The following is a 24,641-nucleotide window of genomic DNA, read 5'->3' as shown; positions in this document are numbered from 1 at the left end:
CCACTACCGACATGACCTCGTTGATCAAGAAGAACGCGTCAGGACCCGCCGATGACGGCGACGCGAACCTCTTGATCAACGAGGTCGTCGGTGTTCCCGGGGGGATCGGGGAGGCGGCCCGGCGGGGGCGGGCCGCGGCCTACGACTCGTTCCTGCGGGGGTTGCTGCCGGCGCGGGACGGGGTGGCACTGCTTGCCGTCGGGGGCCTGGGTCGGCGGCAGTGTGCTCCGTACAGCGACCTCGACCTCGTGCTGCTGCACGCCGGGGTGCCCGGCACCGACGAGTTGGCCGCCTCGGTCTGGTACCCGATCTGGGACGCGGGCCTGCGGCTCGACCATTCCGTACGCACCGTCGCCGAGGCGCTCTCGGTGGCCCAGGACGACGTCAAGGTCGCCCTCGGGCTGCTCGACGCCCGGTTGATCGTGGGGGACCAGGCGCTGGCCGACGCGCTGATCCGCACCGCCGCCGATCACTGGCGGCGTACCGCCGTCCGGCACCTGCCCGGCCTGCGGGAGGTCACCGAAGCCCGTTGGCAGGCCCACGGTGAGCTGGCGTTCCTGCTGGAGGGCGACCTCAAGGAGGCCGCCGGTGGTCTGCGTGACGTGGGGCTGCTGCGGGCGATCTCCGCCGCCGGCATCACCGACGCGCTGCGCCCCGCCGTACGCGCCGCCCACCTGCGCCTGTTGGACACCCGCGACGCGCTGCACCAGCAGGTCGGCAGACGGGTCGACCGGCTGGTCGCCCAGGAACGCGACGGAGTGGCAAACCTGCTCGGCCTGCGACAACTCCAGCCCGGCGCGTCTGACGCCGCACGGCGACCTGGAGCCGTCGTGGAAGACGGCGACGCGTTGCTGCGTCGGGTCGCCGGTGACGCCCGCACGGTCAGCCACGCCCTGGACGACGCCTTCCGGGCCGCCGACCGGCTGCGCTCCGGCCGCTCCCGGGGCGGCAACGGCCGCTCGGCCCGCCGTCCGGTCGCCCGCGACGTGGTCGAACACGACGGCGAGTTGGTGCTCGCCCGCACGGCGATCGGGGCACGCCCCGACCCGAGCCTCTCGCTGCGGGTGGCCGCCGCGTCGGCCACGACCCGAATCCCCATCGCGCGGGCCACCTGCGAGTGGCTGGCGGCATACTGCCCGCCCCTGCCGGCCCCCTGGCCGGCCGAGGCCCGGGCCGCGCTGATCACCCTGCTCGGCGCCGGTGCCGGCCTGGTGCCCGCCTGGGAGACCTGCGACCGGTACGGGCTGGTCGACGGCTGGCTGCCCGAGTGGACCCGGCTGCGCAGCCTGCCCCAGCACAACCCGGTGCACCGCTTCACCCTCGACCGGCACCTCGTGCAGACCGCGCACGAGGCCAGCCGGCACGCCCGCGAGGTGGAGCGCCCCGACCTGCTGCTCCTCGGCGCTCTCCTGCACGACATCGGCAAGGGCCTCCCCGGTGACCACAGCACCGTCGGTGTGCCGGTTGCCCAGGCGGTGGCCACCAGGGTCGGTCTGCCCACCGCAGAGGTCGAGCTGATCGGCAAGCTGGTCCGGTTGCACCTGCTGCTGCCCGACGTTGCCACCCGCCGGGACCTGAGCGATCCGGTGACCATCGCCTCGGTGGCCGAGGCGGTCGGCGACACCGGCACCCTCGACGTGCTGCACGCGTTGGTCCGCGCCGACGCGGCGGCGACCGGGCCGGCGGCCTGGTCCGACTGGAAGGGCCGACTCGTCGCCGAGCTGGTCGCCCGGGTTCGCACCGCGCTGGACACCGGCGTACTCCCCGAGCCACCCGCACCGGACCCGGAGCTGCTGGCCGGGCCGCTGCCGGTCGTCCACCTGACCGGCGACCGGGTGTCGGTCGCGGCGGCCGACCGACGGGGTCTGCTCGCCACGGTGGCCGGCTGCCTGGCGCTGCACCGACTGGAGGTGATCTCCGCGGACGCCTCCGCCGTCGACGGTCGGGCCCTGGTCGAGTGCCGGGTACAACCCCGCTACGGCCTTCCGCCGGACCCGGTCCCCCTCCGCGCCGACCTGCGCCGGGCGGTCGCCGGCGACGTGTCGGTCACCCAACGGCTGCGCGGCCGCGCGCTCGCCAGCCGAGGCGGTGGCGCGGCACCACGAGTGGTCTGGCACCGCGAGGCGGCCACCGACGCCGTACTGCTGGAACTGCGCGCCGCCGACGCCGCCGGGCTGCTCTACCGGGTCGCCTGCGCGCTCGACGAGGCCGGTGCCCTGGTTCGCGCGGCCCGCATCTCCACCCTCGGCGCCGACGTGGTCGACGCCTTCTACCTGGTGGGCGGTTGGCCGGACGACGCCACCCGGGCCCGCCTGGAGGCCGCAGTCCTGGCCGCCGTCTAACCGCCCCGCCGTCCCGCCCTCCCGCGCCGTCCCCTCTCGCGCCGATCTTGCACTTTGTGTCCCCGCGTACCGCACAAAAGCCGCATAGTTGCGACACAAAGTGCAAGATCGCGAGGGCGAGGGCGAGGGCGAGGGCGAGGGCGAGGGCGAGGGCGAGGGCGAGGGCGAGGGTGGGGGTGGGGGTACGTCTGGGGGCGTAGGGGCGGCGCCGCTCGTGGACGGACGTCCAGCGGTACCTGCGCGGGCAGAATGACGGCCATGCGACGAGGCGGGCAGTGGCGGTGGCCGGAGGTGGCGGCGGATGCCGCGCTGGCCCTGGTCCTGCTCGGGTTCGGGCTGCTCGCCACCGGTCTGGCCGGGGACAACCAGCCGGGGTCGAGGCCGGTGGACGCCGCCAGTCGAGTGCTGATCGCCGTCGCGGCGCTCGCCCTGCTGGTCCGGCGGCGTGCTCCGGTCGCCGTCCTCGCCGTGGTCACAGTGGCCACCTCGACGTACCTGCTGATCGGCTACCCGTACGGGCCGATTCTGGTCACGTTCCTGGTCGCGGTGTACACAGTGGCCGTGTGGCTGCCGGTGCGACCGGCGGCGCTCGCCACCGGTGGCGCGTTCGTTCTGTTGTTGGCGCACGTCTTCTTCGGGCGAGGGCCCGCGCCGGGTTGGACGGGAGTGCTGCCCGCGTCGGCCTGGGTGGTCGTACCGTTCGCGGTGGGGGTGGTGGTGCGGGTGAGCCGTGAGGCGACCGCGCGTACCCGTGCCGAAGAGGCCCGCAGCCGAGTTGAGCAGGCGCGACGGCGGGCCGACGAGGAGCGGCTGCGCATCGCGCAGGAGGTGCACGACGTGGTGGGGCACGGGCTGGCAGCGATCAGCATGCAGGCCGAGATCGCCCTGCACCTGCTGCCGAAGCGGCCGGAGCAGGCGGAGGTGGCCCTGACCGCGATCAGCCGGACGAGCCGCGAGGCGCTGGACGAGCTGCGGGTCACCCTGGGCGCGGTGCGGCGGGGCGCCGAGCGTGAGCCGGTGCCCGGCCTGGCCCGGCTTCCCGCGCTGCGCGACCGGCTCGCCGGGGCGGGGCTCGCCGTCGACGTGCGCGTGGTCGGGGACCCCCGGGAGGTGCCGGCAGCTGTCGACCTGGCCGCGTACCGGGTGGTGCAGGAGGCGTTGACGAACGTGCTGCGTCACGCGGGGGTGGCGAGCGCGGAGGTGACTGTGGGCTACCGCGCAGACGAGGTGACAGTCGAGGTCACCGACCGAGGGGTGGGTGCCGACCGCGCCGGGACGGCTGCGGCCGACGACGAGGGTGGCCACGGGCTGGCCGGGATGCGCGAGCGGGTCGCGGCGCTGGGTGGGCGGTTGACCACCGGGCCGCGCGTCGGGGGCGGGTTCCGGGTGTACGCCGGGCTGCCCGTGGAGCCGACGACGTGATCCGGGTGCTGATCGCCGACGACCAGGACCTGGTCCGGCTCGGGCTGCGCGCGCTGGTGGAGAGCGAGGACGACCTGGCGCTGGCCGGTGAGGCGTCCGACGGGCTGCGGGCTGTCGAGTTGGCCCGTCGGGAACGGCCGGACGTGGTGCTGATGGACATCCGGATGCCCGGCATCGACGGCATCGAGGCGACCCGCCGTATCGTCGCCGACCCCGATCTGACCGGCACGCGGGTGGTGGTGCTCACCACCTTCGAGCTGGACGAGTACGTCTTCGACGCGCTGCGGCACGGTGCGAGCGGGTTCCTCACCAAGGACACCAGACCGGCTGAGCTGCTGCGCGCGATCCGGCTCGTCGCCGAGGGGGAGGCGCTGCTGTCGCCGTCGGTGACCCGTCGGGTGGTGCGGGAGTTCGCCACCCGGCCGTCCCGGGTGCTTCGTCCGCACCCCCGGCTGGAGGCGCTGACCGATCGGGAGCGTCAGGTCGTCGGCCTGGTCGGTGAGGGCCTGAACAACGAGGAGATCGCCGCACAGTTGGTGGTGAGCCCGGCGACCGCGCGGACCCACGTCAGCCGGGCGATGGGCAAGCTGGGAGCCCGGGATCGGGCCCAGCTCGTCGTGTTCGCGTACCAGTCGGGGTTGGTGTCGGGGTGAGGCCCGGGCCGGGCGACAGCGGCCCTACGGCCGGGCGGTTACCCTAGCGGTGGCCGGACTCCGCAGTGCCGGCCGCGTTGTGCCCGCCGGAACACTGACAAACGGGATGTTCGCGTGTTTGACACCTTGAGTGACCGCCTGTCCGGGATCTTCACCAAGCTCCGCGGCAAGGGGCGGCTCACCGACGCCGACATCGACGCCACCGCGCGCGAGATCCGCCTCGCGCTGCTGGAGGCGGACGTCGCGCTGCCGGTGGTCAAGGGCTTCATCGCGGCCGTCAAGGAGCGGGCGCGCAGCTCCGAGGTCTCCCAGGCGCTGAACCCGGCCCAGCAGATCATCAAGATCGTCAACGAAGAGCTGATCACCGTGCTCGGCGGCGAGGGGCGACGGCTCCAGTTCGCCAAGCAGCCGCCGACGGTGATCATGCTGGCCGGCCTCCAGGGTTCCGGTAAGACGACCCTCGCCGGCAAGCTGGCCCGCTGGCTCAAGGGCCAGGGGCACCAGCCGCTGCTCGTCGCCGCCGACCTCCAGCGCCCCAACGCCGTCGGGCAGCTCCAGGTGCTCGGTGGCCGGGCCGGTGTCGAGGTGTACGCCCCGGAGCCCGGCAACGGCACCGGTGACCCGGTGCAGGTGGCCCGCGCGTCGATCGAGCACGCGAAGCGCGCCGCACGCGACATCGTCATCGTCGACACCGCCGGCCGGCTCGGCATCGACGCCGAGATGATGCAGCAGGCCGCCGACATTCGCGACGCGGTCTCGCCGGACGAGGTCATCTTCGTCATCGACGCGATGGTCGGTCAGGACGCCGTCCGCACCGCCGAGGCGTTCCGCGACGGCGTCGGCATCACCGGTGTGGTGCTCTCCAAGCTCGACGGCGACGCCCGTGGTGGTGCCGCGCTGTCGGTCCGCGAGGTCACCGGGCAGCCGATCCTGTTCGCCTCCACCGGTGAGAAGCTGGAGGACTTCGACGTCTTCCACCCCGACCGGATGGCCAGCCGGATCCTCGGCATGGGCGACGTCCTCACTCTGATCGAGCAGGCCGAGCAGGCCTTCGACTCCGATCAGAAGGAGAAGATGACCGCCAAGCTGATGGGCGGTGAGCAGTTCACCCTGGACGACTTCCTCGACCAGCTCATCGCGGTGCGGCGGATGGGCCCGATCGCCAACGTGCTGGCCATGATGCCCGGCATGGGGCAGATGAAGGATCAGCTCGCCGATCTGGACGACAGCCACTTCGACCGGGTCACCGCGATCATCCGGTCGATGACCCCGGGCGAGCGGACCAACCCGAAGATCATCAATGGTTCCCGCCGGGCGCGCATCGCCAACGGCTCCGGGGTCACCGTGATGGACGTCAACCAGCTGCTCAACCGCTTCGCCGACGCGCAGAAGATGATGAAGCAGATGGGCGGCATGATGGGCCTGCCCGGCGGTGGCCGCCGCAAGGCGACCAAGTCGCCGAAGAACAAGCGCAAGGGCACCAAGGGTGGCGGTCGTCCGCGTACCGGCGCCGGCGCCGGGATGCCCGCGGGCTTCCCGGGTGGCATGCCGCAGCTCCCGCCGGGGATGGACCCGAACGACCTCGCTGGCGGCCAGGGCCTGCCGCCCGGTTTCAAGCTCCCGAAGATCGACTTCAACAAGCTCGGTAAGGGCGGCGACAACCGCCCTCGCTGACCTCCGTGCCGGTCGGGGGCGGCCTGCTCGCTCCCGACGGGGAGTGATCGGGTAGGACTGTGCCCATGGCTCTTCATGTGCGCGGCGTGCTGCTTCCCGACGACGAGGTACGGGATCTCTGGCTGGTCGGCGACCGGGTGACCTTCACCCCGGTGCCCGGTGCGGAGACCGTCGTCGACGGCGGTTTCGTGCTGCCGGGGCTGGTCGACGCGCACTGCCACATCGGCATCGCCCGAGGTGGCGCCCCGATCACCTCGCTCGACCAGGCCCGCGCGTTGGCCCACGTCGACCGGGACGCCGGGGTGCTGGCGATCCGGGACGCCGGCTCGCCGTACCCGTACCCCGAACTCGACGACGAGCCGGGCCTGCCGCGACTGGCCCGCGCGGGCCAGCATGTCGCCCCGCCGAAGCGCTACCTGCGCGACATCGGCGTGGAGGTCGACGCGACCGAGGTGGCCGCCACGGTCGCCGCACAGGCGCGGGCCGGCAACGGCTGGGTCAAGCTGGTCGGCGACTGGATCGACCGGGGCGTCGGTGACCTGGCGCCGGCCTGGGACGCGGACACCCTCACCGCCGCCGTGCGGGCGGCGCACGACGCCGGGGTACGCGCCGCGGTGCACACGTTCTCCGAGTCGGCCGTCGAGATCATGGTGCGGGCCGGGGTGGACTCGGTGGAGCACGGCACCGGGCTCAGCCTCGACCTGATCGACGAGATGGCCCGCCAGGGCACCGCCCTGGTCCCCACAATGATCAACATCGCCACCTTCGGGGGCATCGCCGAGCAGGCGCGGGGCAAGTTTCCCGGGTACGCCGACCACATGCTCGCGCTGCGCGACGGCTTTCCCGAGGTGGTGCGTGCCGCGTACGAGGCCGGGGTGCCCATCTACGTGGGCACCGACGCCGGTGGCGGCATCGACCACGGGCTGGCCGCCGAGGAGATGCTGCTGCTGCACGAACGGGTCGGCATGGCGCCCATCGACGTACTCGCCGCCGCCTCCTGGGGCGCCCGCTCATGGCTCGGCTTCGCCGGCCTGGTCGAAGGCGGCCTCGCCGACCTGACCGTCTACCCCGAAGACCCCCGTAGCGACCTGCGCGTCGTCCGTGCCCCGTCCCGCACGATCCTCCGCGGCCGCGTCATCCGCTGACCCCCACGAGCGCGGCCCCGCGCCGTGGCGCCGGTCGGGCGGGTCGGACTGGCCGTGTCGCGCCGTGCCGATCCGCGCAGCGCAGCGCAGCGCAAGATCGCGCTCGAACCAGGATGTAGTGGCCTCGGTGTTCGAAGATGCCACTACATCCAGGATCGAGCGCGATCTTCGTGCGCGGCGAGGTCGCCGACGAAGATCCGCGCAACATCGGGGATGCTGCTGCCTCCCGCGCGTCCGAGGCAGCAACAACCGGGAAGTTGCTCGGATCTTGGCGCGGGCGCGGGCGCGGGCGCGGGCGCGGGTGCCGGGCGCGGGGTCAGGGGACTGGGCGGGCGGCGGCGCTGAAGAGGCGTACGGCAAGGTCGGTGAGGGCCGTGGCGGTCTGCTCGATCGGTTCACGGGGGAGCACGATGTGGCTGACCACCAGGCGGACGACGGTGTCGGCGGCGAAGGTCAGCGCGGCCTGGTCCGCCCCGGGCAGGTGGTCGCCGGCCCAGTCGATCAGCGCGCCGGACGCCTCGGTGAGCACCACCTCGGCCCGGGTGGTGAGGTACGGCAGTAGCTCGTCCGAGCCGCCCCGGGCGCTGGTCAGGATCGCCTTGATCAGCGGGTTTTCCGCCGCTGTGGTGAGGGTGTGCGCGATGGCCGCGTACGCGCCGGCCCGTACGTCGGTGCCGTGGGCGAGCAGAGCGGCCCGGACGGCGCCGACGAACCGGTCCACCTCGGCGCGGGCGAGTGCCTCGGCCAGCCCTGCCTTGCTGCCGAACTCGTTGTAGACGGTCTGTCGGCTCACCCCGGCGGCGTTCGCGACGGCACCCATCCGGACGCCGTCCCATCCGGTCGCGACGGTCAGCGCGCGGGCGGCGTCGACGATGCCGGTCCGTACCGGGGTGGGGCCCCTCTGCTCAATCATGGTGGTCGAAGTGTAGGCCGGCGTGGCGGCCGGATCGGTCGGCGATCGGGCTGGTCGGCTGCCGATGACGGGCCACCCGGTTCGCGGCCAGGTGTGCCGGATCGGGGGCCTCGGGCTCGGGGTGGGAGCCGCTCCGGCGTACGGATCGAGGAGGGTCCTGACGGCGGATGCCACCGATGCCGCGCCCGAGCGCACCGCCCCGACGAACGGCGCATAGGATGTGCGGTCATGGCACGCGTGCTCACTCCCCGTGCGGAGGATTTCCCCCGCTGGTACCAGGACCTGATCGCCAAGGCGAAGCTGGCCGACAACGGCCCGGTTCGCGGCACCATGGTCATCCGACCGGCCGCCTACGCGATCTGGGAGCGTATGCAGGCTGAGATGGACGCTCGGATCAAGGCGGCGGGTGCGGAGAACGCGTACTTCCCGCTGTTCATCCCGGAGAGCTACCTCAAGCGCGAGGCGCAGCACGTCGAGGGCTTCTCGCCGGAGCTGGCGGTCGTCACTCACGGTGGTGGCAAGCCCTTGGCCGAGCCGGTGGTGGTGCGTCCGACCAGCGAGACGGTCATCGGCGAGTTCATGGCCAAGTGGATCGACTCGTACCGGGACCTGCCGCTGCTGCTCAACCAGTGGGCGAACGTGGTCCGGTGGGAGCTCCGTCCGCGGATCTTCCTGCGTACCAGCGAGTTCCTCTGGCAGGAGGGGCACACCGCGCACGCCACCCGTGAGGACGCCCGGGCGTACGCGCGGCGGATCCTGCACGAGGCGTACGAGGACCTGATGGTCAACGTGATCGCCATTCCGGTGGTGGTCGGCCTGAAGACGACGCGCGAGCGCTTCGCCGGGGCGACGGCCACGTACACCTGCGAAGGCATGATGGGCGACGGCAAGGCGTTGCAGCTGGGCACCAGCCACGAGCTGGGCCAGAACTTCGCCAAGGCGTTCGACATCAGCTACTCCTCCAAGGAGGGCGGCCGGGAGCACGCCTGGACCACCTCCTGGGGCACGTCCACCCGGATGCTCGGTGGCCTGATCATGGCGCACGGCGACGACAACGGCCTGCGCGTGCCGCCGAGGCTCGCGCCGATCCAGGCGTACGTCATGATCGTCAAGGACGGTGACGGCGTCGGCGAGGCGGCGGCCAAGCTGCGCGACGGCCTGCGCGACGCCGGTGTCCGGGTCGCGCTCGACGACCGGACCGACACCCCGTTCGGCCGCCGGGCCGTCGACGCCGAACTGCGCGGCTATCCGGTACGCGTCGAGGTCGGCCCCCGTGACCTGGCCGTGGGCAACGCGACTGTGGTGCGTCGGACCGACGGCTCGAAGACCCCGACTCCGGTGGCGGACGTGGTCACCGCGGTGCTGGCCGCCCTGGAGACCGACCAGCAGGTGCTGCACGACCAGGCGCTGGCCAACCGCGAGTCGCGGACGGTGGAGGTGGCCACGCTGGCCGAGGCGATCGAGGCCGCCGCGACCGGCTGGGCGCGGGTGCCGTGGTCGGCGGTGGGCGTGGCCGGTGAGGCGGAGGCGAACGGTCAGGGCGTCACCGTGCGCTGCCTGTTGCGCGCCGACGGTTCGGTACCGGACTCGGAGGACGAGCCGGATCTGGTCGCCATCCTCGCCCGCGCCTACTGAGGTGCGGCCGGGCAACCCTGTCGACCGGTTCGAGCCGGGTCGGCTGATCATGCATCGGAACGTGCGGCACGGCCGGATCGGGTGGGTCCGGCCGGCCCGCGTGGTCAGCGACGACGATCGAGGGTTGCTGGTCTGGATCGCCCGGGACTCGCCGGTGGCCCACGAGGTGACCGAGGCCGGGCTGGGCATGCGGGCGATGCCGTTCGCCGAGTGGATCTCGTCGACGTACCGGTTGGCGGAGGGGCTCTGGAACGGGCCGCCGCTGTTGAAGTTCCTGCCCACGGGGGCGGCGCACTCCGTCTGGTGGTTCCGGGACGCCGAGGGCCGGTTCGCCCACTGGTACGTCAACCTGGAGGAGCCCGGTGTCCGCTGGGACGACGGCCCGGTGGCCGGCGTCGACGTGGTGGACCAGGACCTGGACGTGGTGGTGTGGCCGGACCACAGCTGGGAGTGGAAGGACGAGGGCGAGTTCGTCGAGCGGCTCGCCTTCGGCGCCGACTACTGGGTGACCGACGAGAAGGCGGTCCGCGCCGAGGGGGAGCGGGTGATCGCGCTCGCCGAGGCCGGCGAGTTCCCGTTCGACGGCACCTGGTGTGACTTCGCACCCCCACCGGAGTGGGGCATACCAGACAAAATGCCACAGGGATGGGATCGTCCGCCGGTGCGCTGAGCGGCATTCCAGGTCACCGACAACGCGGTGTACGGGTCCGATGCGGGAGATCGGCAGCGGATCTGGCAGAATAGGTCGCTGGTATCCGGCGCGCGTCCGGCGCCCTCTAACCCGGGCACGTCGCCAGTCCACCGAGTAGTCTCCGGCCCAACCCCACGGGTCCGGTCGGCGCTCACCCATGCACACCGCCCGCCTGGGCCGGTGAGATCGCAACAGGAGCGAAACAACTGTGGCCGTAAAGATCCGGCTCCTGCGGATGGGCAAGATCCGCAACCCGCAGTACCGCATCGTCATCGCCGACTCCCGCACCAAGCGCGACGGTCGGGCGATCGAGTTCGTCGGGATTTACCAGCCCAAGGAAGACCCCTCGATCATCGAGGTCAAGTCGGAGCGGGTCCAGTACTGGCTGTCCGTCGGCGCTCAGCCGAGCGAGGCGGTGCAGCGGCTGCTGGAGCTGACCGGTGACTGGCAGAAGTACAAGGGCCTGCCGGCCCCGCCGCCGCTCCTGGTCGCCCCCGAGCGGGCCGACCGCAAGGCGACGTACGAGGCTGAGGCGAAGGCCGCCGCCGGGCTCGCCCCGGAGACCCCGGCCAAGCCGGCCAAGAAGGCCGCCAAGGCTGCCGAGGCCCCGAAGACCGAGGCTCCGGCTGAGGCTCCGGCCGCCGAGGCCCCGAAGACCGAGGCTCCGGCCGAGGCGCCGGCCGCTGCCGACGCCGGTGAGCAGGCCTGACATGCCACTGCGTCCGGCGTTGGAGCACCTGGTCAAGGGCATCGTCGACCACCCGGACGACGTCCGGGTGCGGCTTGTCGATTCCCGTCGGGGCAAGCGGCTCGAAGTCCGCGTGCACCCCGAGGACCTCGGCACTGTGATCGGGCGGTCCGGCCGGACCGCCAAGGCGCTGCGCCAGGTGATCGGCTCCATCGGCGGGCGCGGGGTTCGCGTCGACATCGTCGACTCGTACTGATGCAGCTCGTCGTCGGCAGGATCGGCAAGCCGCACGGTGTCCGCGGTGAGGTCACCGTGGAAGTGCGGACCGACGAGCCCGAGGCACGGTTCGCCCCCGGTACGGTGCTGCGCACCGAGCCGGGGGCGACACCCCCGCTCGCGCGCAACAGTGAGCCGGGGGCGACGCCCTCGGACGAGCCCGGGGTGCCGTTCCGGGTTCCCGCAGAGCTGACCATCGAGGAATCCCGCTTCCACCAGGGTCGGGTGTTGATCGCGTTCGAGGGCATCCCGGACCGCAACACCGCCGAGGCGCTGCGCGGGACGCTGCTCGTGGTGGACAGCGCCGAGGTGACCCCACCGGACGACCCGGAGGAGTTCCACGACCACCAGCTGGTCGGGCTGGCCGTGGTGACCCCGGCCGGCGAACGCCTGGGCGAGGTAGCCCGCATCGACCACGCGCCCTCGTCCGACCTGCTGGTGCTGCGGCGCCCCGAGGGGCGTACCGCGTTGATCCCGTTCGTCCGGGCGATCGTTCCGGAGGTCGACCTGGCCGGCGGACGCGTGATCGTCGACCCGCCAGCCGGACTGCTCGACCTTTAGGACCAGCCCGCATGCGCGTCGACGTCGTGTCGATCTTTCCGGAGTACTTCGCCCCGCTGGACCTGTCGCTGATCGGACGGGCGCGGGCCAACGGCGTACTCCAGCTCGCCGTGCACGACCTGCGGACCTGGACCCACGACGTGCACCGCACCGTCGACGACACCCCCTACGGTGGCGGGCCGGGAATGGTGATGCGTCCCGAGCCGTGGGGTGAGGCACTGGACGCCCTCGCGCCGGTCGACGCCCCGCCGCCAAGGCTGCTGGTGCCGTCGCCGGCCGGTGCCCCCTTCACCCAGGCCATGGCGTACGAGTTGGCGGCCGAGTCGCATCTGCTCTTCGCCTGCGGCCGTTACGAGGGGATCGACCAGCGGGTCCTGGCGCACGCCGCCACCCGGATGCCGGTCACCGAGGTGTCGCTCGGTGACTACGTGCTCTTCGGCGGCGAGGTCGCGGTCCTGGTGATGCTGGAGGCGGTCACCCGGCTGTTGCCGGGGGTGCTGGGCAACGCGGGCTCGTTGGACGAGGAGTCGCACGCGCACGGGCTGCTGGAGGCGCCGATCTACACCAAGCCGCCGAGTTGGCGTGGGCACGACGTGCCGGAGGTGCTCCGCTCCGGTGACCACGGCAAGATCGCCCGCTGGCGGCGCGAGGAGGGTCTGCTGCGCACTGCCGCCCGCCGGCCGGACCTGCTGGCCGCGCTGCCGGCCGATCGGCTCGACAAACGGGACATCGCGGCCCTGGACCAGGCCGGATTTCAACCTCCACCGGGGGATGTGGCAAAGTAGGGGGGTTGCCGCATCCGTCCGCGCCCGCGGTCGGCTGCGAGGATCCCCGACCGGGGGTCGGTCCGCCGATCACCACCCGGGAATCAGAATCACCCACCCGCGCACCGAGTGACGGTGCGCCGTGAGCCTTACGAGGACGCAGCGATGAACATCCTGGACGCCCTTGACGCCCAGTCGAAGCGGACCGACCTTCCCGACTTCCGGGCCGGTGACACCGTCAAGGTGCACGCCCGCGTCGTCGAGGGCAACCGGTCCCGTGTCCAGATCTTCCAGGGCGTCGTGATCCGCCGCCAGGGTGACGGTCTGCGCGAGACCTTCTCGGTCCGCAAGGTCAGCTTCGGCGTCGGCGTCGAGCGGACCTACCCGCTCAACGGCCCGGGCATCGACCGGATCGAGATCGTGACCCGCGGTGACGTGCGTCGCGCCAAGCTCTACTACCTGCGCGAGCTGCGCGGCAAGAAGGCCAAGATCAAGGAGAAGCGGGAGAAGCAGCCCAGCTGACTTCCCGCTCGCCACGCCGCCCGAGCTGCGCGTATGCCGTACCGACCAGAGCGCACTACCCTGGTCGATACGGGCGCAGCGAGGCGGCGGTCCCGCCCAGTCGGCGGGTAGTTGTCCACTACCGCCCGTGGAGCCTCGACGAGGCTCCCGGGCGGTGGTGTTTTCTGCGGACCGGGGAGTGGCGTGGTGCAGACGCTTGACGAGGACGGCACCGTCGATCCGTGGCGCCGACGGGCTCGCCGCGCCCGCCGGCAGATGCCTCTCTGGCAGGAGTTGCCGCTGCTGCTGGTGGTCGCGTTCTGCCTCGCGGTGCTGATCCGCACCTTCCTGCTCCAGGCGTTCTTCATCCCGTCCGGCTCGATGGAGGACACCCTCCTCGTCGGTGACCGGGTGCTGGTCAACAAGGTCGTCTACGACGTTCGTGACCCGCTGCGCGGCGAGGTGGTGGTCTTCCGGGGCACCGACCGCTGGGCGCCAGTGGTCGACGAGCAGCCGAAGCCCGGCGTCGGCGGCCGGCTCGCCCGCACCGTCGGCGACCTGGTCGGGGTGAGCCGCCCCGGCGAGAAGGACTTCATCAAGCGGGTGATCGGCCTTCCCGGTGACCGGGTCAAGTGCTGCGACAGTCAGGGTCGGGTGACAGTCAACGGCACCCCGCTCAACGAGTCGTACGTCCTGCGGGACAGCCCACTGGACCTGCCACCCAACCCGACGGAGTGTCGCTCCCGGCGCTTCGACGAGATCGTCGTGCCACCCGGTCAGATCTTCGTGATGGGTGACCACCGCGAGGTCTCCCAGGACGCGCGTTGCCAGGGGCCGGTGCCGATCGACAACGTGGTCGGCCGGGCCTTCATGGTGGTCTGGCCGTCGTCGCGGTGGAACCCGCTGTCGGTGCCGTCGACCTTCGAGGACGTCTCCGGCCCGGCCACGGCGTCGCCCGCTGCGCCTCCGGCGCGACCGACCCCGCAGGGCGGTGTGCTGCTGCTACTTCCGTTGGCAGTCGCACTACGTGGTTCCCGCGCGTTCCGGACGGTGCCGTCCAGCCGGGCAACGTAGGCTCCTTGGCGTGATTGACGAGCAGACCGACAAGCCGCGCAGCTCCTTCTGGAAGGAGCTGCCGATCCTGCTGGGTGTGGCGATCCTGGTCGCGGTGCTGGTCCGCGCCTTCGTGCTGCAGACCTTCTTCATCCCCTCCCCGTCCATGGAAAACACTCTCAAGATCGATGACCGGGTGCTGGTCAACAAGCTGGTCTACGACTTCCGGTCACCGCACCGCGGCGAGGTGATCGTGTTCAAGGCTCCGACCGCGTGGAGCGGTAACCCCGACGGTGAGGACTTCATCAAGCGGGTGATCGGCATCCCCGGCGACCACGTGGTCTGCTGCGACCCCGAGGAACGGCTGATGATCAACGGCAAGTCCTTGGACGAGCCGTACATCTTCTCCATGGACGGGATTCGCGACAAGGCCGCCGACCAGGAGTTCGACATCACCGTGCCGGAGGGCCGGCTGTGGGTGATGGGCGACCACCGGTCGGCCTCCGGCGACTCACTGGAGCACTGGCAGCAGTCCCAGCAGAACATCACCGAGGCCACCATCCCCGAGGACGACGTGGTCGGGCGGGCGTTCACCGTCTTCTGGCCGGTCAACCGGGCCACGTGGCTGACGGTGCCGGACGGGTTCGACGGCATTCCCAAGCCGTAGGCCGACGGGGCGTGGGCGATCCGTCCTCGGTCTGGCAGGCTGGTGCGGTGACCGTCTACACCCCTCGACGCGCGGCCCGCGTGCTGCTCGTCGACGCGGCCGGCCGGGTCCTGCTGTTCGAGGGCTTCGACCCGGCCCGACCCGGGCACCGATACTGGTTCACTCCCGGCGGCGGGCTCGATCCGTCGGAGTCCCCGGCGGCGGGCGCGGCCCGGGAGTTGGCCGAGGAGACCGGCCTGCGGCTCGACCCGGCCCAGTTGGGCGAGCCGGTCTGGTCTGACGCGACCGAATTCTCCTTCGACGGCATCTGGTACCGCCAGGAGCAGGATTTCTTCCTCTTCCGGGTGGACTCCTGGCGGGTGGACACCACGGGCTTCAACGACATCGAGCGGCGCAGCATCGCCGACCACCGCTGGTGGGTTCCGGACGAGCTGGCGGCCAGCGGTGACCGGTTCTACCCGCCCGAACTGCCCGACCTGCTGACCCGACTGGGGCAGTCGACCGCCGCCGGCCCGGGCGAGGCGTCGTGCTGACCCCGCCGCGCACAGTGGTGCGCCGCGAGGCCGGCTTGTACGCCCTGGAGCGGGCGTTGCAGCGGCGTGGCTTCCGGCACGTCGCCGGCGCCGACGAGGCGGGCCGGGGAGCGTGTGCCGGTCCGCTGGTCGCCGCCGCGGCGGTGCTGCCCGAGGGGCGACGCGGCGAGATCGAGGGGCTGGCCGACTCGAAGCTGCTCACCCCGGCCAGCCGGGAACGGGTGTACGCGGAGGTCGTGGACCGCGCGCTCGCGTACGCCGTGGTGGTCATCCCGGCCGAGGAGGTCGACGCCCGGGGTCTGCACGTGTGCAACCTGGCCGCGATGCGCCGGGCGCTCGCCTCGCTCACCACCCGCCCGGAGTACGTGCTGACCGACGGGTTCGGCGTGGACGGCCTGGGTGTGCCCGGGTTGGCGGTGTGGAAGGGCGACCGGGTGGCCGCGTGTGTGGCGGCTGCCAGTGTGCTGGCCAAGGTCACCCGGGACCGGCTCATGGTGGAGTTGGACGGGGCGTTCCCGGCGTACGGCTTCGCCGAGCACAAGGGCTACATCACCCCGGAGCACTCGGCGGCGCTGCGGGAGCACGGGCCGTGCCGGGAGCACCGGTTCTCGTACGTCAATGTCGCCGCGGTCTCCGGCCGCGACGGCCGGCCGCCGCGCGCTCGACGGCCCGGCGGCCACGGCCCGGATGAGCCGATGGAGCGCTCGTGGGCGTCAGGGGGTACCGTCGGCGTGGCGTTGGGCGAGCAGCCTCGGCCTCCGACGCCGGTGGGGGAAGATGTGGCCATGGAAGGCGGAGTGCGATGAGCGCGGAAGATCTCGAGAAGTACGAGACCGAGATGGAGCTGCAGCTCTACCGGGAGTACCGCGACATTGTCCGCCAATTCTCCTACGTGGTGGAGACGGAGCGCCGGTTCTACCTGGCCAACCAGGTCGACCTGCACGTGCGTAACTCCGACGGCGAGGTCTACTTCGAGGTCGAGATGCACGACGCCTGGGTGTGGGACATGTACCGTCCTGCCCGCTTCGTGAAGAACGTCCGGGTGATGACCTTCAAGGACGTCAACGTCGAGGAGCTGGAGAAGCCCGACATCTCACTGCCCGCCGACTCCGGCTTCGGCGGCTGAGCGCACCCGAGCCGCCGGGCCGTGCCACGGGCCCCCACCCGTGGCGTGACACCAGCCACCGATCACTCGGTCGGCACCGCGACCTCGACCCGCTGCACCATGTTGTTGGCGAAGCCGCCACGGTTCCACTGTTGCTCGACCGGCTGGGTCCGCCCGGACGCGTCGGTCGCCCGTGCGCCGAGCACGTACCGGCCGGGGGTGGCGACCCACTCGTGCCGCCAGCGCCGCCAGGCGAAGTCCCCCGCGTCCGCCGGGTCCAGCTCGGCCGGCGCCCAGCTCTGCCCGCCGTCGGTGGTCACCTCCACGGCGACCACCGGGGCGTGCCCCGACCAGGCCCGACCATCCAGCGTGCACGGGCCCTGTCGCAGCACTCGACGGCGGGACATGAAGTCGGGGAAGCCGGGCGGGCGGACCAGCGCCCGCGGCTCGATCCGGGTGACCGGCACGCCAGGGTCGTCAGCGTCGCGGCGTACCCGGTAGGCCACCGCATTCTGGTACCCCTCGAACGGCTCGGTCCGCAGCTCGATCGAGTGGACCCACTTCACGTGCGCCATGCCGTACCAACCCGGCACGATCAGCCGCAGCGGCGCACCGTGCTGCGGCAGCAGCGGAGCGCCGTTCATCTCGTACGCCAGCAGCACCTCCTCGCGCAGCGCGTCGGCGACCGGGAGCGCCCGCTGGTAGTCCTGCTCGATCCCGCGCTCCACACCGTGATCGGCGCCGGTGAAGACCACGTCCACCGCGTCCGGGTCGACGCCCGCCTCCCGCAGCAGCGGGGCGAGGGGGGTGCCGGTCCACTCGGCGTTGCCGACCGCCTCGACCAGCCAGGGCTGGCTGACCGGCCGGGGGTGCAGGAGGGCTCGTCCGTTGCCGGCGCACTCCAGGGTCACCTGCCGGGTGACGCGGGGCCGTTGGCGCAGGTCGGCGAGGGTTAGCGCCAACGGACGGTCCACCGCGCCGCCGATGGTCACCGTGTGCGTCGCCGGGTCGAGCTCCGGGATGTCGTAGTGGATCAGCAGGTAGTGCAGCCCGGCCGGGGTGACGTCGTAGCGCAGCGCCTCCAACGGGATGCCGTGGTTGCGGGCCGCGAGCTGCAACTCCTCGGCGCTGATCGTCTCGTCCGACTCCGCGAGCCGGGACGGGCCGCTCACATCGGCAACTGTGGGCCCGGTGGGGGACGACGTCCGGTCATCGAGAGTGGTCATGCGGCCTCCCCTGCACAGACGGCGGCACCCGCCGTACGCGGCCCAGCCTAGGCCCTCCGTGGCGGTCCGAAAACGGCACCGGAGGTACGGCGGCCCGGGGTCAGTGGCTGACACCGGTTCGTCCAAGTGATCATTGAGGGTTGTGATGATTGTGAATGAGGAATTCTGGCGGCTCGTCGCGGTGCTGGGCGGTCGGCCCGAGGCGCAGGACGACGGGCCGTACGAGCGGTTGACAGCGATGCTGGCAGAAGGGCCGGTGGAGCGGATCGTCGGCTTCGCCGAGACGCTCGCGTTCACGCTCCACCAACTGGACCGTCGGGTGCTCGCCCAGGCTGTCCTTCCCGGCGCCGACCGACTGTCCGATGACGGCTTCCTGTACGCCCGTTGCGCGGTGGTGGTGGCCGGGCCGGCGGCGTTCGCTGCCGTGCTGGCCGATCCGGCGGCGTTCGCGCGCTTCACCATCGACGAGGCCGCCCACGCGGAATCGATCCTCGACGTCCCGTCCGACGCCTACGAGAAGGCGACCGGGAAGGAGTGGGAGCACGTCGAGGAGCACGACTACGAGACCGGGTCCAACGAACAGTGGTGGTGACCTGGTCTGTCAGGCGTCGGCCCGGCGCCCGGGCATAGCAGATCATCGAGGGCGTCGGGTGGTCGTCCACAGCACCTCCGGTTGTCCACAGCCCTATCGACGGGGGCGGCGGACGACCCCGCGTGGCCGGAGGCTGTCGTCATGCGACCGCCATCAGTCCGTTCGATTCGCCGCACGCTGCTGCTCTGCGCCGCGCTCCCGCTCGCACTGACCGTCCAGCTCTGCGGGCTGGCGGTGCTGATAGCGGCGGTGCCCGGCCAACCACCGACCCCGACCGTGCCGGTCGCGGCCCTGGGGGAGCCGGTCGCGGCCCTGACCGTGCCGGTCGTCGACCCGGCGCCCGCCGGGCGGTTCCGCTGGCCGGTCGACGGGCCACCCCGTCCGGTGCGCCGGTTCGACAGGCCGCCGCGACCGTGGCTGCCCGGCCATCGCGGCGTCGACCTGGCCTCCCCGGCCGGAGTGGTGATCCGCAGCGCCGGGCCGGGCACAGTGCTCTTCGCCGGCCTGGTGGCCGGTCGACCGGTGGTCACCGTGGGGCACGCCGACGGGCTGCGGACCACCCACGAACCGGTCCAACCCGCCGTACGCCCCGGCCAGCCGGTCACCGCCGGCGCGCCGCTGGGCGAGCTGCTGCCCGGGCACCCGGGGTGCCCGGCCGAGGCGTGCCTGCACTGGGGCCTGCGCCGGGGCGAGGAGTATCTCGACCCGCTGGCCCTGCTCGGCCTCGGCCCGGTGCGCCTGCTCCCGGTCGGTCCGGTCCCGGTGTCCGCTCCCGGCCGGCCGGTCAGCGCTGGGCGAGCAGCGCCGGCAGCCGCGCGGCCAGCCGTTCGTACTCGTCGGCGGCGTTGTAGACCTGGCCGGTGAGCCGCAGCCACCCCCGGCCGCTCCAACTCATCACCGCCACCTCCGCGGCGAGCCGCTCACCGATCCGCGCCTGCAACGCCCGCGCCGCGTCGATCGTCGTGCCCGTGCCAGCCGGCAGCGGGATGAGGCGCAGCGCCACCCCCGGCCCGCCGGGGTCGGGCAGATCGGCGGGGACCACCCCCAGAGCGTCCCCCACCACCCGCTGGCCGTACGCGGCGAGCGCCGCGTTGTGCGCCCGCACCCGGTCGACGCCGAGACTGCGCATCGTGAACAGGCCCGCCGGGGCGGCCAGCCAGGGCGTGTAGTCGAGCGTCGCCTGCCACTCGAGCCGGGCCGGGAAACCCGACTCCTGCTCCCAGGACACCACCAGCGGCTCGATCCGGTCCCGCCACTGCGGTGCCACCGCCAGCAGGGCGGTCCCGCGCGGGGCGTACGCCCACTTGTGCAGGTTGCCCACCCAGAAGTCCGCGCCGATGCTGGCCACCGGGGTGGGCAGCATGCCCGGGGCGTGCGCGGCGTCCACCAGGACCGGCACGCCGTGTTCGCGGGCCACCCCGGCGACGGCGGCGGTCGGGAAGAGCTTGGCGGTGGCCGAGGTGAGCTGGTCGACGACGAGCAGCCGGGTCCGCCCGGGGCGCAGGCCGGCGCGGACGCTCTGCACGATCTGCTCGTCGGTGGCGGCCAGGGGGATCGGCAGGACCCGGCTGACCGCGCCGGTGCGGCGGCACTCGCGCTGGATGGCCAGGCTCACCGCCCCGTACCCGTGGTCGGTGCTCAGCACCTCGTCGCCGGCCTTGAGGCCCACCGACTGGAGCACCACGGCGACGCCGGTGGTGGTGTTGCCCACCAGGGCGCTGCCGTCCGGGTCGGCGCCCAGGAACCCGGCGAGGTGCCGGCGGGTGTGCGCGATCCGGTCGACCAGCCCCTGGGTGAAGAAGCGCAGCGGGTTGGCCTCCATCTCGTCGCGCAGCCGCTGCTGGGCGCGCTGCACGCCGATCGGCACCGCGCCGAACGAGCCATGGTTGAGGTGGCTGACCGCCGGGTCCAGGGAGAAGAGCAGGCGGGCGCCCGGGATCGGCTCAGGAGGATTCGGGACGCTCACTTGATGATCGTAACCGCCATGCGTGCCCGCCCTCCGGCCCTTGATCAGGCGTGCGTGCGCGCCTTGCGGCCCTTGATCAGGCGCGGGTGCGCCTCGCGGTCCTTGATCAGGCGCGCGGGTGCGCCTGCCGGTAGGCGGCGCGCAGCCGCTCGACCGAGACGTGGGTGTAGATCTGTGTGCTCGCCAGCGACGAGTGGCCGAGCAGCTCCTGCACGGCGCGTAGGTCCGCGCCACCCTCCAGGAGGTGGGTGGCCGCGGAGTGGCGCAGATCGTGCGGGCTGGTCCGGGGCAGTCCGGCGGTCTCGGCGTACGCACCGACGATCTGACGCGCGGTCGTCGGGTTGAGCCGACCACCCCGGGCACCCAGCAGCAGCGCGTCGCCGGAGCGGGTGCCCACCATCGCCGGGCGGCCCCGGCGCAGCCAGTCGTCAAGCGCCCGCTGGGCGGGCACCCCGTACGGCACCGAGCGCTCCCGCCCGCCCTTGCCGAACACCCGGATCACCCGCCGGCCGTGGTCGACATCCCCGACGTCCAACCCGCACGCCTCGCTGACCCGTACGCCGGTGGCGTAGAGCAGCTCCAGCAGCACCCGGTCCCGTAGCGGCACCGCCTCGGCGGCTTCGCTCGGGCCCGACGCCGGCCCGGCCGCTGTGTCCGTGGGCTCTGCGTCGGCGCCGGCTTGGTTGGTGAGCGTGGGGTCCGTGCGCGCCGGGTTGGTGGGCGGTGCCTGCCGGGACGGCGCCTCGACCAGAGCGGCGGCCTGGTCGGCGCGCAGCACGCTGGGCAGTTCCCGGTGCGCGCGGGGGCTGGCCAGCGCGGCGCCCACGTCGGCGGGAAGCAGCCCGGCCCGGTGTGCCCAGGCGCTGAATGCCCGCGCCGACGCGGCCCGCCGGGCCAACGATGTGCGGGCCGCACCCGTTGTGCGCTGCCGCGCCAGCCAACTGCGCAGCACCGACAGGTCCAGCTCGGCGAGGTCGACGCAGCCCATCCGGACGGCGTGGTCGAGCAGCGAGACCAGATCGGTGACGTACGCGCGGACGGTGTGCGCCGACCGGTTACGGACCCGGGACAGGTGCTCGGCGAAGTCGTCGACAGCGTCGCGCAACGCCGGCGGAAGTGCCTGGTGCATGGCCCGGGTGCCCCGGTCCGGTCGGCTCATCGTGGCCGCGCCGACGTGCCGGCCGGTTCCTCGGCCCCGGCACCCTCACTGACGGCTGACACGGCACCAGCCTACGGCCGGTGCGCCTCGGCCACCGGACACGACGGTGCCGGTGTCCACCCCCGACTACCGGCGGTTGTTCCTCTTGATCAGGAACATGACCAGGCCGACAACGAGCACGGCGGTCACGACGAGACAGCAGAGCACGCTGATGTGCCACGGCTTGATTGCACCCATGACCGGGCACGGTACCGGCAGTATCGGCTGCCCCGGATCCCGACCGCGAGGGGATACGGGTGTCCGGACGACCACCCGGCCGGGCGGTGGTGAGGCATCCGCTCAGGCAACAGGTCGACCGGACGTCCCCGCCGTCGCACGCTTTTGTTTGGTGGGTGGGGCGAGGGCGTAGCCGTCGTCGCGACGGACCACCATGGACAGCTCCTCCAGCAGCGACAGCTTGCGCAACGCGGTCCGTACGTCGACGCCGGCGCGCGCGGAGAGCCGGTCCACGCCCATCGCGCCTCGGCGGGGCAGCGCCTCCAGCAGCGACCGCGCATCGTCGTCCAGCGCGTCGGTGGCCCGCTGCGGTCCGCGCGCCGGCGGGGCCAGGTCCGCGCCGATCCGACCCACCTCCTCGAGTACGTGCGCCACACCGGTGACCAGCCGGGCCTTGTCGGGGAACTCGCGCAGGAACTCGTGGGCGCCGACGGACATCGCCGAGGTCACCGGCCCCGGCACCACCATGGCCACCCGATTGGCGTGGATGGCCCGCCGCGCGGTCTGCGTCGCGCCACTGCGCGCCGACGCCTCCACCACTACGGTGCCCCGGGTGCCTGCGGCGATCACCCGGTTGCGGATCAGGAACCGGGGCCGCAGCGGCTCGGCACCGGGCGGCCACTCGCTGACCAGCAGCCCCGTCTCGGCGATCCGGTCGAAGAGCGCGGCGTTGCCCATCGGGTAGGGGCGGTCGAGCCCGCAGGCGAGCACCGCGACGGTCAGACCGCCAGCGGTGAGTGCGCCCCGGTGGGCGGCGGCGTCGATGCCGAACGCGCCACCGGACACGACCGTCCAGTCCCGCTCCGCCAAGCCGTACCCCAGTTCGGTCGCGACGTGCTGCCCATAGCCGGTGGCCGCCCGCGCGCCGACCACTGCCACCGAACGATCCAGCGCCTCGCCGAGCGGCCAGCTCCCGCGTACCCAGAAGCAGAGCGGCGGTGCGGTCTCACCGTCCACCCGGCGGCTGACGTCCGGCAGCCGCAACGCGGCCAGGCTGGCGACCTGGGCCGGCCACTCCTCGTCGTCCGGCGTGACCAGCCGGGCGCCCAGTCGGTCCGCCCGCTCCAGGGCCTCCGCGGCCACCGCTCGCACGTCGCCGGCCGCCGAGCGTGCGGCGACAGTGGTGTGCAGCCAGCCGGCCGGGCTGCCGCCGTCGAGCAGCAGCTCCAGGGTCTCCACCGGGCCGTGCCGTTCGACCAGGTGATGCACCGCGCGCGTGCCCGGCTCCGCCAACCAGGTCAGGGCGACCCGGGCCAGCCTTCGTTCCTCCTCGGCGCTCACGTCGCCTCCCCCGTCCGTAGTTGAAGCGCTTCCCGGACGTCGTCCTGGTCAGGTCGGTCGCGACCGTCCAGATCGGCGATGGTCCAGGCCATCCGGATCACCCGGTCGAAGCCGCGTGCCGACAGCGAGCCGGAGTCGAGCCGGCCGCGCAGCTCCACGGTGACCCGGGCCGGCAGCCGCCACGGCGGTCGGCGCAGGTGCGGCCCTTCCACCTCGGCGTTGAGCCGTCGGCCGAGGCCGGCCCAGCGGGCGGCCGCCGCCTGCCGGGCCGCCGCCACCCGGGCGGCGACCGTCGCCGAGGGCTCGACATCGCCGTCGGTCGCCATCAGCTCGGCCGCCCGCACCGGCATCAGCCGCACCTGGACGTCGATCCGGTCGAGCAGCGGCCCGGAGAGCCTTCCCAGGTAGCGGCGGCGAACCAGCGGCGAGCACTCGCAGTGCGCGTCGCCGGCCGGTTTCGCGCACGGACACGGGTTGGCCGCCAACACCAACTGGGTGCGGGCCGGATACACGGTGCCGCCCCCGCTGCGGCTCAGCTGGATGCGGCCGTGCTCCAGCGGCTGGCGCAGCGCCTCCAGCGCACCCTTGCTGAATTCGGGAGCCTCATCCAGAAAGAGAACCCCGCGATGCGCCAGCGACACCGCGCCGGGTCGGGCCAGCCCCGAGCCGCCCCCGACCAGCGACGGCACTGTCGCGGTGTGGTGCGGCGCCTGGAACGGTGGGCGACGCAGCAGCCGGCCACCCGGCGGCAGCAGCCCGGCGACCGAGTGCAGCGCGGTGACCTCCAGCGCCGCGTCGTCGTCCAGCTCGGGCAGGATCGACGGCAGTCGTTCGGCGAGCATCGTCTTTCCGGCGCCCGGTGGGCCGAGCAGTGCCACGTGGTGCCCGCCGGCCGCGGCGACCTCCAGGGCGCGCCGACCCATCTGCTGCCCGGCGACGTCGGCGAGATCCGGCCCACCCACCAGCGGCTCCGGGATGTCCGCCGGTGGTTCGATCAGCGGGGTCCCGTCCCGAACGAAGGCGACGAGCCGGTGCAGGGTGTCCACCGCTCGCACCCGTACCCCGGGGATGACGGCGGCCTCGGCGGCGTTGCCGACCGGGACGATCACCCGCGCGACGCCGGCCTGGGCTGCGGCGGCGACCATCGGGAGCACGCCGCGCACCGGCCGGACCGTCCCGTCGAGCCCCAACTCGCCGAGGACCACCACCCCCTCCAGCGGGAGCAACGGCAGCTCACCCGAACCGCCCAGCAGCGCTGCGGCGATGGCCAGATCGAAGGCCGACCCGAACTTCGGCAGCGTGGCGGGCAGCAGGTTGAGGGTGATGCGCCGGTTGGGCCAGCGCTGGCCGGAGTTGACCACGGCGGCGCGGACCCGGTCGCGGGCCTCGTGCAGGGCGGTGTCCGGCAGACCGGAGATCACCACCGCCGGCAGTCCGGCGGCCAGGTCGGCCTCCACCTCGACGAGGTGGCCGGTCACCCCGACCAGCCCCACGCAGAGCACCTTCGCGTAACTCACG

General features: G+C 72.9%; 25 protein-coding genes. 19 read left to right on the top strand and 6 right to left on the bottom strand.

Going from position 1 to position 24,641, the window contains the following annotated elements; genetic code table 11:
• Positions 1-11 precede the first annotated feature (11 nt).
• From OG598_RS20020 to OG598_RS20000, 5 genes are all read left to right on the top strand, one after another.
• Positions 12-2,342, top strand: a complete 2,331-nt coding sequence (locus OG598_RS20020) for a [protein-PII] uridylyltransferase (protein ID WP_328650572.1) — start codon at positions 12-14, stop codon at positions 2,340-2,342.
• Between the two features lie 258 nt (positions 2,343-2,600).
• Positions 2,601-3,764 (top strand): sensor histidine kinase, encoded by a 1,164-nt coding sequence (locus tag OG598_RS20015; protein WP_328650571.1) that lies wholly within the window; start codon positions 2,601-2,603, stop codon positions 3,762-3,764.
• Positions 3,761-4,417 carry a response regulator transcription factor gene (locus OG598_RS20010; protein WP_112623831.1) on the top strand — a complete coding sequence of 219 codons (657 nt, stop codon included), beginning with the start codon at positions 3,761-3,763 and terminating at the stop codon, positions 4,415-4,417. The genes OG598_RS20015 and OG598_RS20010 overlap by 4 nt, the downstream gene beginning before the upstream one ends.
• A 114-nt stretch (positions 4,418-4,531) precedes the next feature.
• Complete coding sequence (gene ffh, locus OG598_RS20005; RefSeq protein ID WP_328650570.1) at positions 4,532-6,091, top strand: signal recognition particle protein; 1,560 nt, start codon at positions 4,532-4,534, stop codon at positions 6,089-6,091.
• Positions 6,092-6,156: 65 nt separating this feature from the next.
• The gene (locus OG598_RS20000; protein WP_328650569.1) at positions 6,157-7,236 is read left to right on the top strand and encodes an amidohydrolase family protein; all 1,080 of its coding nucleotides are present in this window, start codon (positions 6,157-6,159) and stop codon (positions 7,234-7,236) included.
• A 316-nt stretch (positions 7,237-7,552) separates the two neighbouring features.
• Here OG598_RS20000 and OG598_RS19995 read toward each other — a convergent pair whose 3' ends face one another.
• The gene (locus OG598_RS19995; protein WP_328650568.1) at positions 7,553-8,149 is read right to left on the bottom strand and encodes a TetR family transcriptional regulator; all 597 of its coding nucleotides are present in this window, start codon (positions 8,147-8,149) and stop codon (positions 7,553-7,555) included.
• Between the two features lie 228 nt (positions 8,150-8,377).
• On the opposite strand from OG598_RS19995, the gene proS reads away from it, so the two are divergent.
• From proS to OG598_RS19935, 12 genes are all read left to right on the top strand, one after another.
• Positions 8,378-9,784: a proline--tRNA ligase gene (proS, locus tag OG598_RS19990; protein WP_328650567.1), complete on the top strand. Its 1,407-nt coding sequence runs from the start codon at positions 8,378-8,380 to the stop codon at positions 9,782-9,784.
• A gap of 49 nt (positions 9,785-9,833) precedes the next feature.
• Positions 9,834-10,454 (top strand): DUF402 domain-containing protein, encoded by a 621-nt coding sequence (locus OG598_RS19985; protein ID WP_328650566.1) that lies wholly within the window; start codon positions 9,834-9,836, stop codon positions 10,452-10,454.
• Positions 10,455-10,683: 229 nt separating this feature from the next.
• Positions 10,684-11,184, top strand: coding sequence for a 30S ribosomal protein S16 (gene rpsP / locus OG598_RS19980; RefSeq protein ID WP_091400275.1), 501 nt, complete (start codon positions 10,684-10,686; stop codon positions 11,182-11,184).
• On the top strand, positions 11,159-11,419 hold the full coding sequence (locus OG598_RS19975; RefSeq protein ID WP_186718042.1) for an RNA-binding protein: 261 nt from the start codon (positions 11,159-11,161) through the stop codon (positions 11,417-11,419). The genes rpsP and OG598_RS19975 overlap by 26 nt, the downstream gene beginning before the upstream one ends.
• Positions 11,419-12,000, top strand: coding sequence for a ribosome maturation factor RimM (gene rimM, locus OG598_RS19970; RefSeq protein WP_328650565.1), 582 nt, complete (start codon positions 11,419-11,421; stop codon positions 11,998-12,000). Before OG598_RS19975 ends, rimM begins: the two co-directional genes overlap by 1 nt.
• 11 nt (positions 12,001-12,011) lie before the next feature.
• Positions 12,012-12,785, top strand: a complete 774-nt coding sequence (gene trmD / locus OG598_RS19965; protein WP_124817732.1) for a tRNA (guanosine(37)-N1)-methyltransferase TrmD — start codon at positions 12,012-12,014, stop codon at positions 12,783-12,785.
• Between the two features lie 144 nt (positions 12,786-12,929).
• Entirely contained in the window at positions 12,930-13,286 is a 357-nt protein-coding gene (gene rplS / locus OG598_RS19960) for a 50S ribosomal protein L19 (RefSeq protein WP_007456548.1), read from the top strand.
• 183 nt (positions 13,287-13,469) lie between these two features.
• Positions 13,470-14,339 (top strand): signal peptidase I, encoded by an 870-nt coding sequence (gene lepB, locus OG598_RS19955; protein WP_328650564.1) that lies wholly within the window; start codon positions 13,470-13,472, stop codon positions 14,337-14,339.
• A 10-nt stretch (positions 14,340-14,349) separates the two neighbouring features.
• A complete protein-coding gene (gene lepB / locus OG598_RS19950; RefSeq protein WP_210784367.1) occupies positions 14,350-14,985 on the top strand; it encodes a signal peptidase I in 636 nt (211 codons plus the stop codon).
• A 47-nt stretch (positions 14,986-15,032) separates the two neighbouring features.
• Positions 15,033-15,518 (top strand): NUDIX hydrolase, encoded by a 486-nt coding sequence (locus OG598_RS19945; protein ID WP_328650563.1) that lies wholly within the window; start codon positions 15,033-15,035, stop codon positions 15,516-15,518.
• Positions 15,512-16,324, top strand: a complete 813-nt coding sequence (locus OG598_RS19940; protein ID WP_328650562.1) for a ribonuclease HII — start codon at positions 15,512-15,514, stop codon at positions 16,322-16,324. Before OG598_RS19945 ends, OG598_RS19940 begins: the two co-directional genes overlap by 7 nt.
• Positions 16,321-16,644, top strand: coding sequence for a DUF2469 domain-containing protein (locus OG598_RS19935; protein ID WP_007075222.1), 324 nt, complete (start codon positions 16,321-16,323; stop codon positions 16,642-16,644). Before OG598_RS19940 ends, OG598_RS19935 begins: the two co-directional genes overlap by 4 nt.
• A 62-nt stretch (positions 16,645-16,706) precedes the next feature.
• Here the strand turns inward: OG598_RS19935 and OG598_RS19930 are convergent, their stop codons facing one another.
• Complete coding sequence (locus OG598_RS19930) at positions 16,707-17,849, bottom strand: sulfite oxidase (protein WP_328650561.1); 1,143 nt, start codon at positions 17,847-17,849, stop codon at positions 16,707-16,709.
• Between the two features lie 145 nt (positions 17,850-17,994).
• On the opposite strand from OG598_RS19930, the gene OG598_RS19925 reads away from it, so the two are divergent.
• Together OG598_RS19925 and OG598_RS19920 are read left to right on the top strand one after the other, a co-directional pair.
• Entirely contained in the window at positions 17,995-18,441 is a 447-nt protein-coding gene (locus tag OG598_RS19925) for a DUF4240 domain-containing protein (RefSeq protein WP_328650560.1), read from the top strand.
• 141 nt (positions 18,442-18,582) lie between these two features.
• Positions 18,583-19,305, top strand: a complete 723-nt coding sequence (locus OG598_RS19920) for a murein hydrolase activator EnvC family protein (protein WP_328650559.1) — start codon at positions 18,583-18,585, stop codon at positions 19,303-19,305.
• On the opposite strand, the gene OG598_RS19915 is transcribed toward OG598_RS19920, so the two are convergent.
• From OG598_RS19915 to OG598_RS19900, 4 genes are all read right to left on the bottom strand, one after another.
• Positions 19,226-20,407, bottom strand: a complete 1,182-nt coding sequence (locus OG598_RS19915; RefSeq protein WP_328650558.1) for an aminotransferase class V-fold PLP-dependent enzyme — start codon at positions 20,405-20,407, stop codon at positions 19,226-19,228. The genes OG598_RS19920 and OG598_RS19915 overlap by 80 nt on opposite strands.
• Positions 20,408-20,513: 106 nt before the next feature.
• The gene (locus tag OG598_RS19910) at positions 20,514-21,566 is read right to left on the bottom strand and encodes a tyrosine recombinase XerC (protein WP_328650557.1); all 1,053 of its coding nucleotides are present in this window, start codon (positions 21,564-21,566) and stop codon (positions 20,514-20,516) included.
• A gap of 339 nt (positions 21,567-21,905) precedes the next feature.
• Positions 21,906-23,123, bottom strand: coding sequence for a DNA-processing protein DprA (dprA, locus tag OG598_RS19905; protein ID WP_328650556.1), 1,218 nt, complete (start codon positions 23,121-23,123; stop codon positions 21,906-21,908).
• Complete coding sequence (locus tag OG598_RS19900; protein ID WP_328650555.1) at positions 23,120-24,640, bottom strand: YifB family Mg chelatase-like AAA ATPase; 1,521 nt, start codon at positions 24,638-24,640, stop codon at positions 23,120-23,122. Before OG598_RS19900 ends, dprA begins: the two co-directional genes overlap by 4 nt.
• Position 24,641 lies beyond the last annotated feature (1 nt).

Origin of the sequence: Micromonospora sp. NBC_00330 (assembly GCF_036136635.1) — a bacterium.
Classification (GTDB): Bacteria; Actinomycetota; Actinomycetes; order Mycobacteriales; family Micromonosporaceae; genus Micromonospora; species Micromonospora salmantinae.
This window is presented reverse-complemented; position numbering and strand designations above follow the sequence as displayed.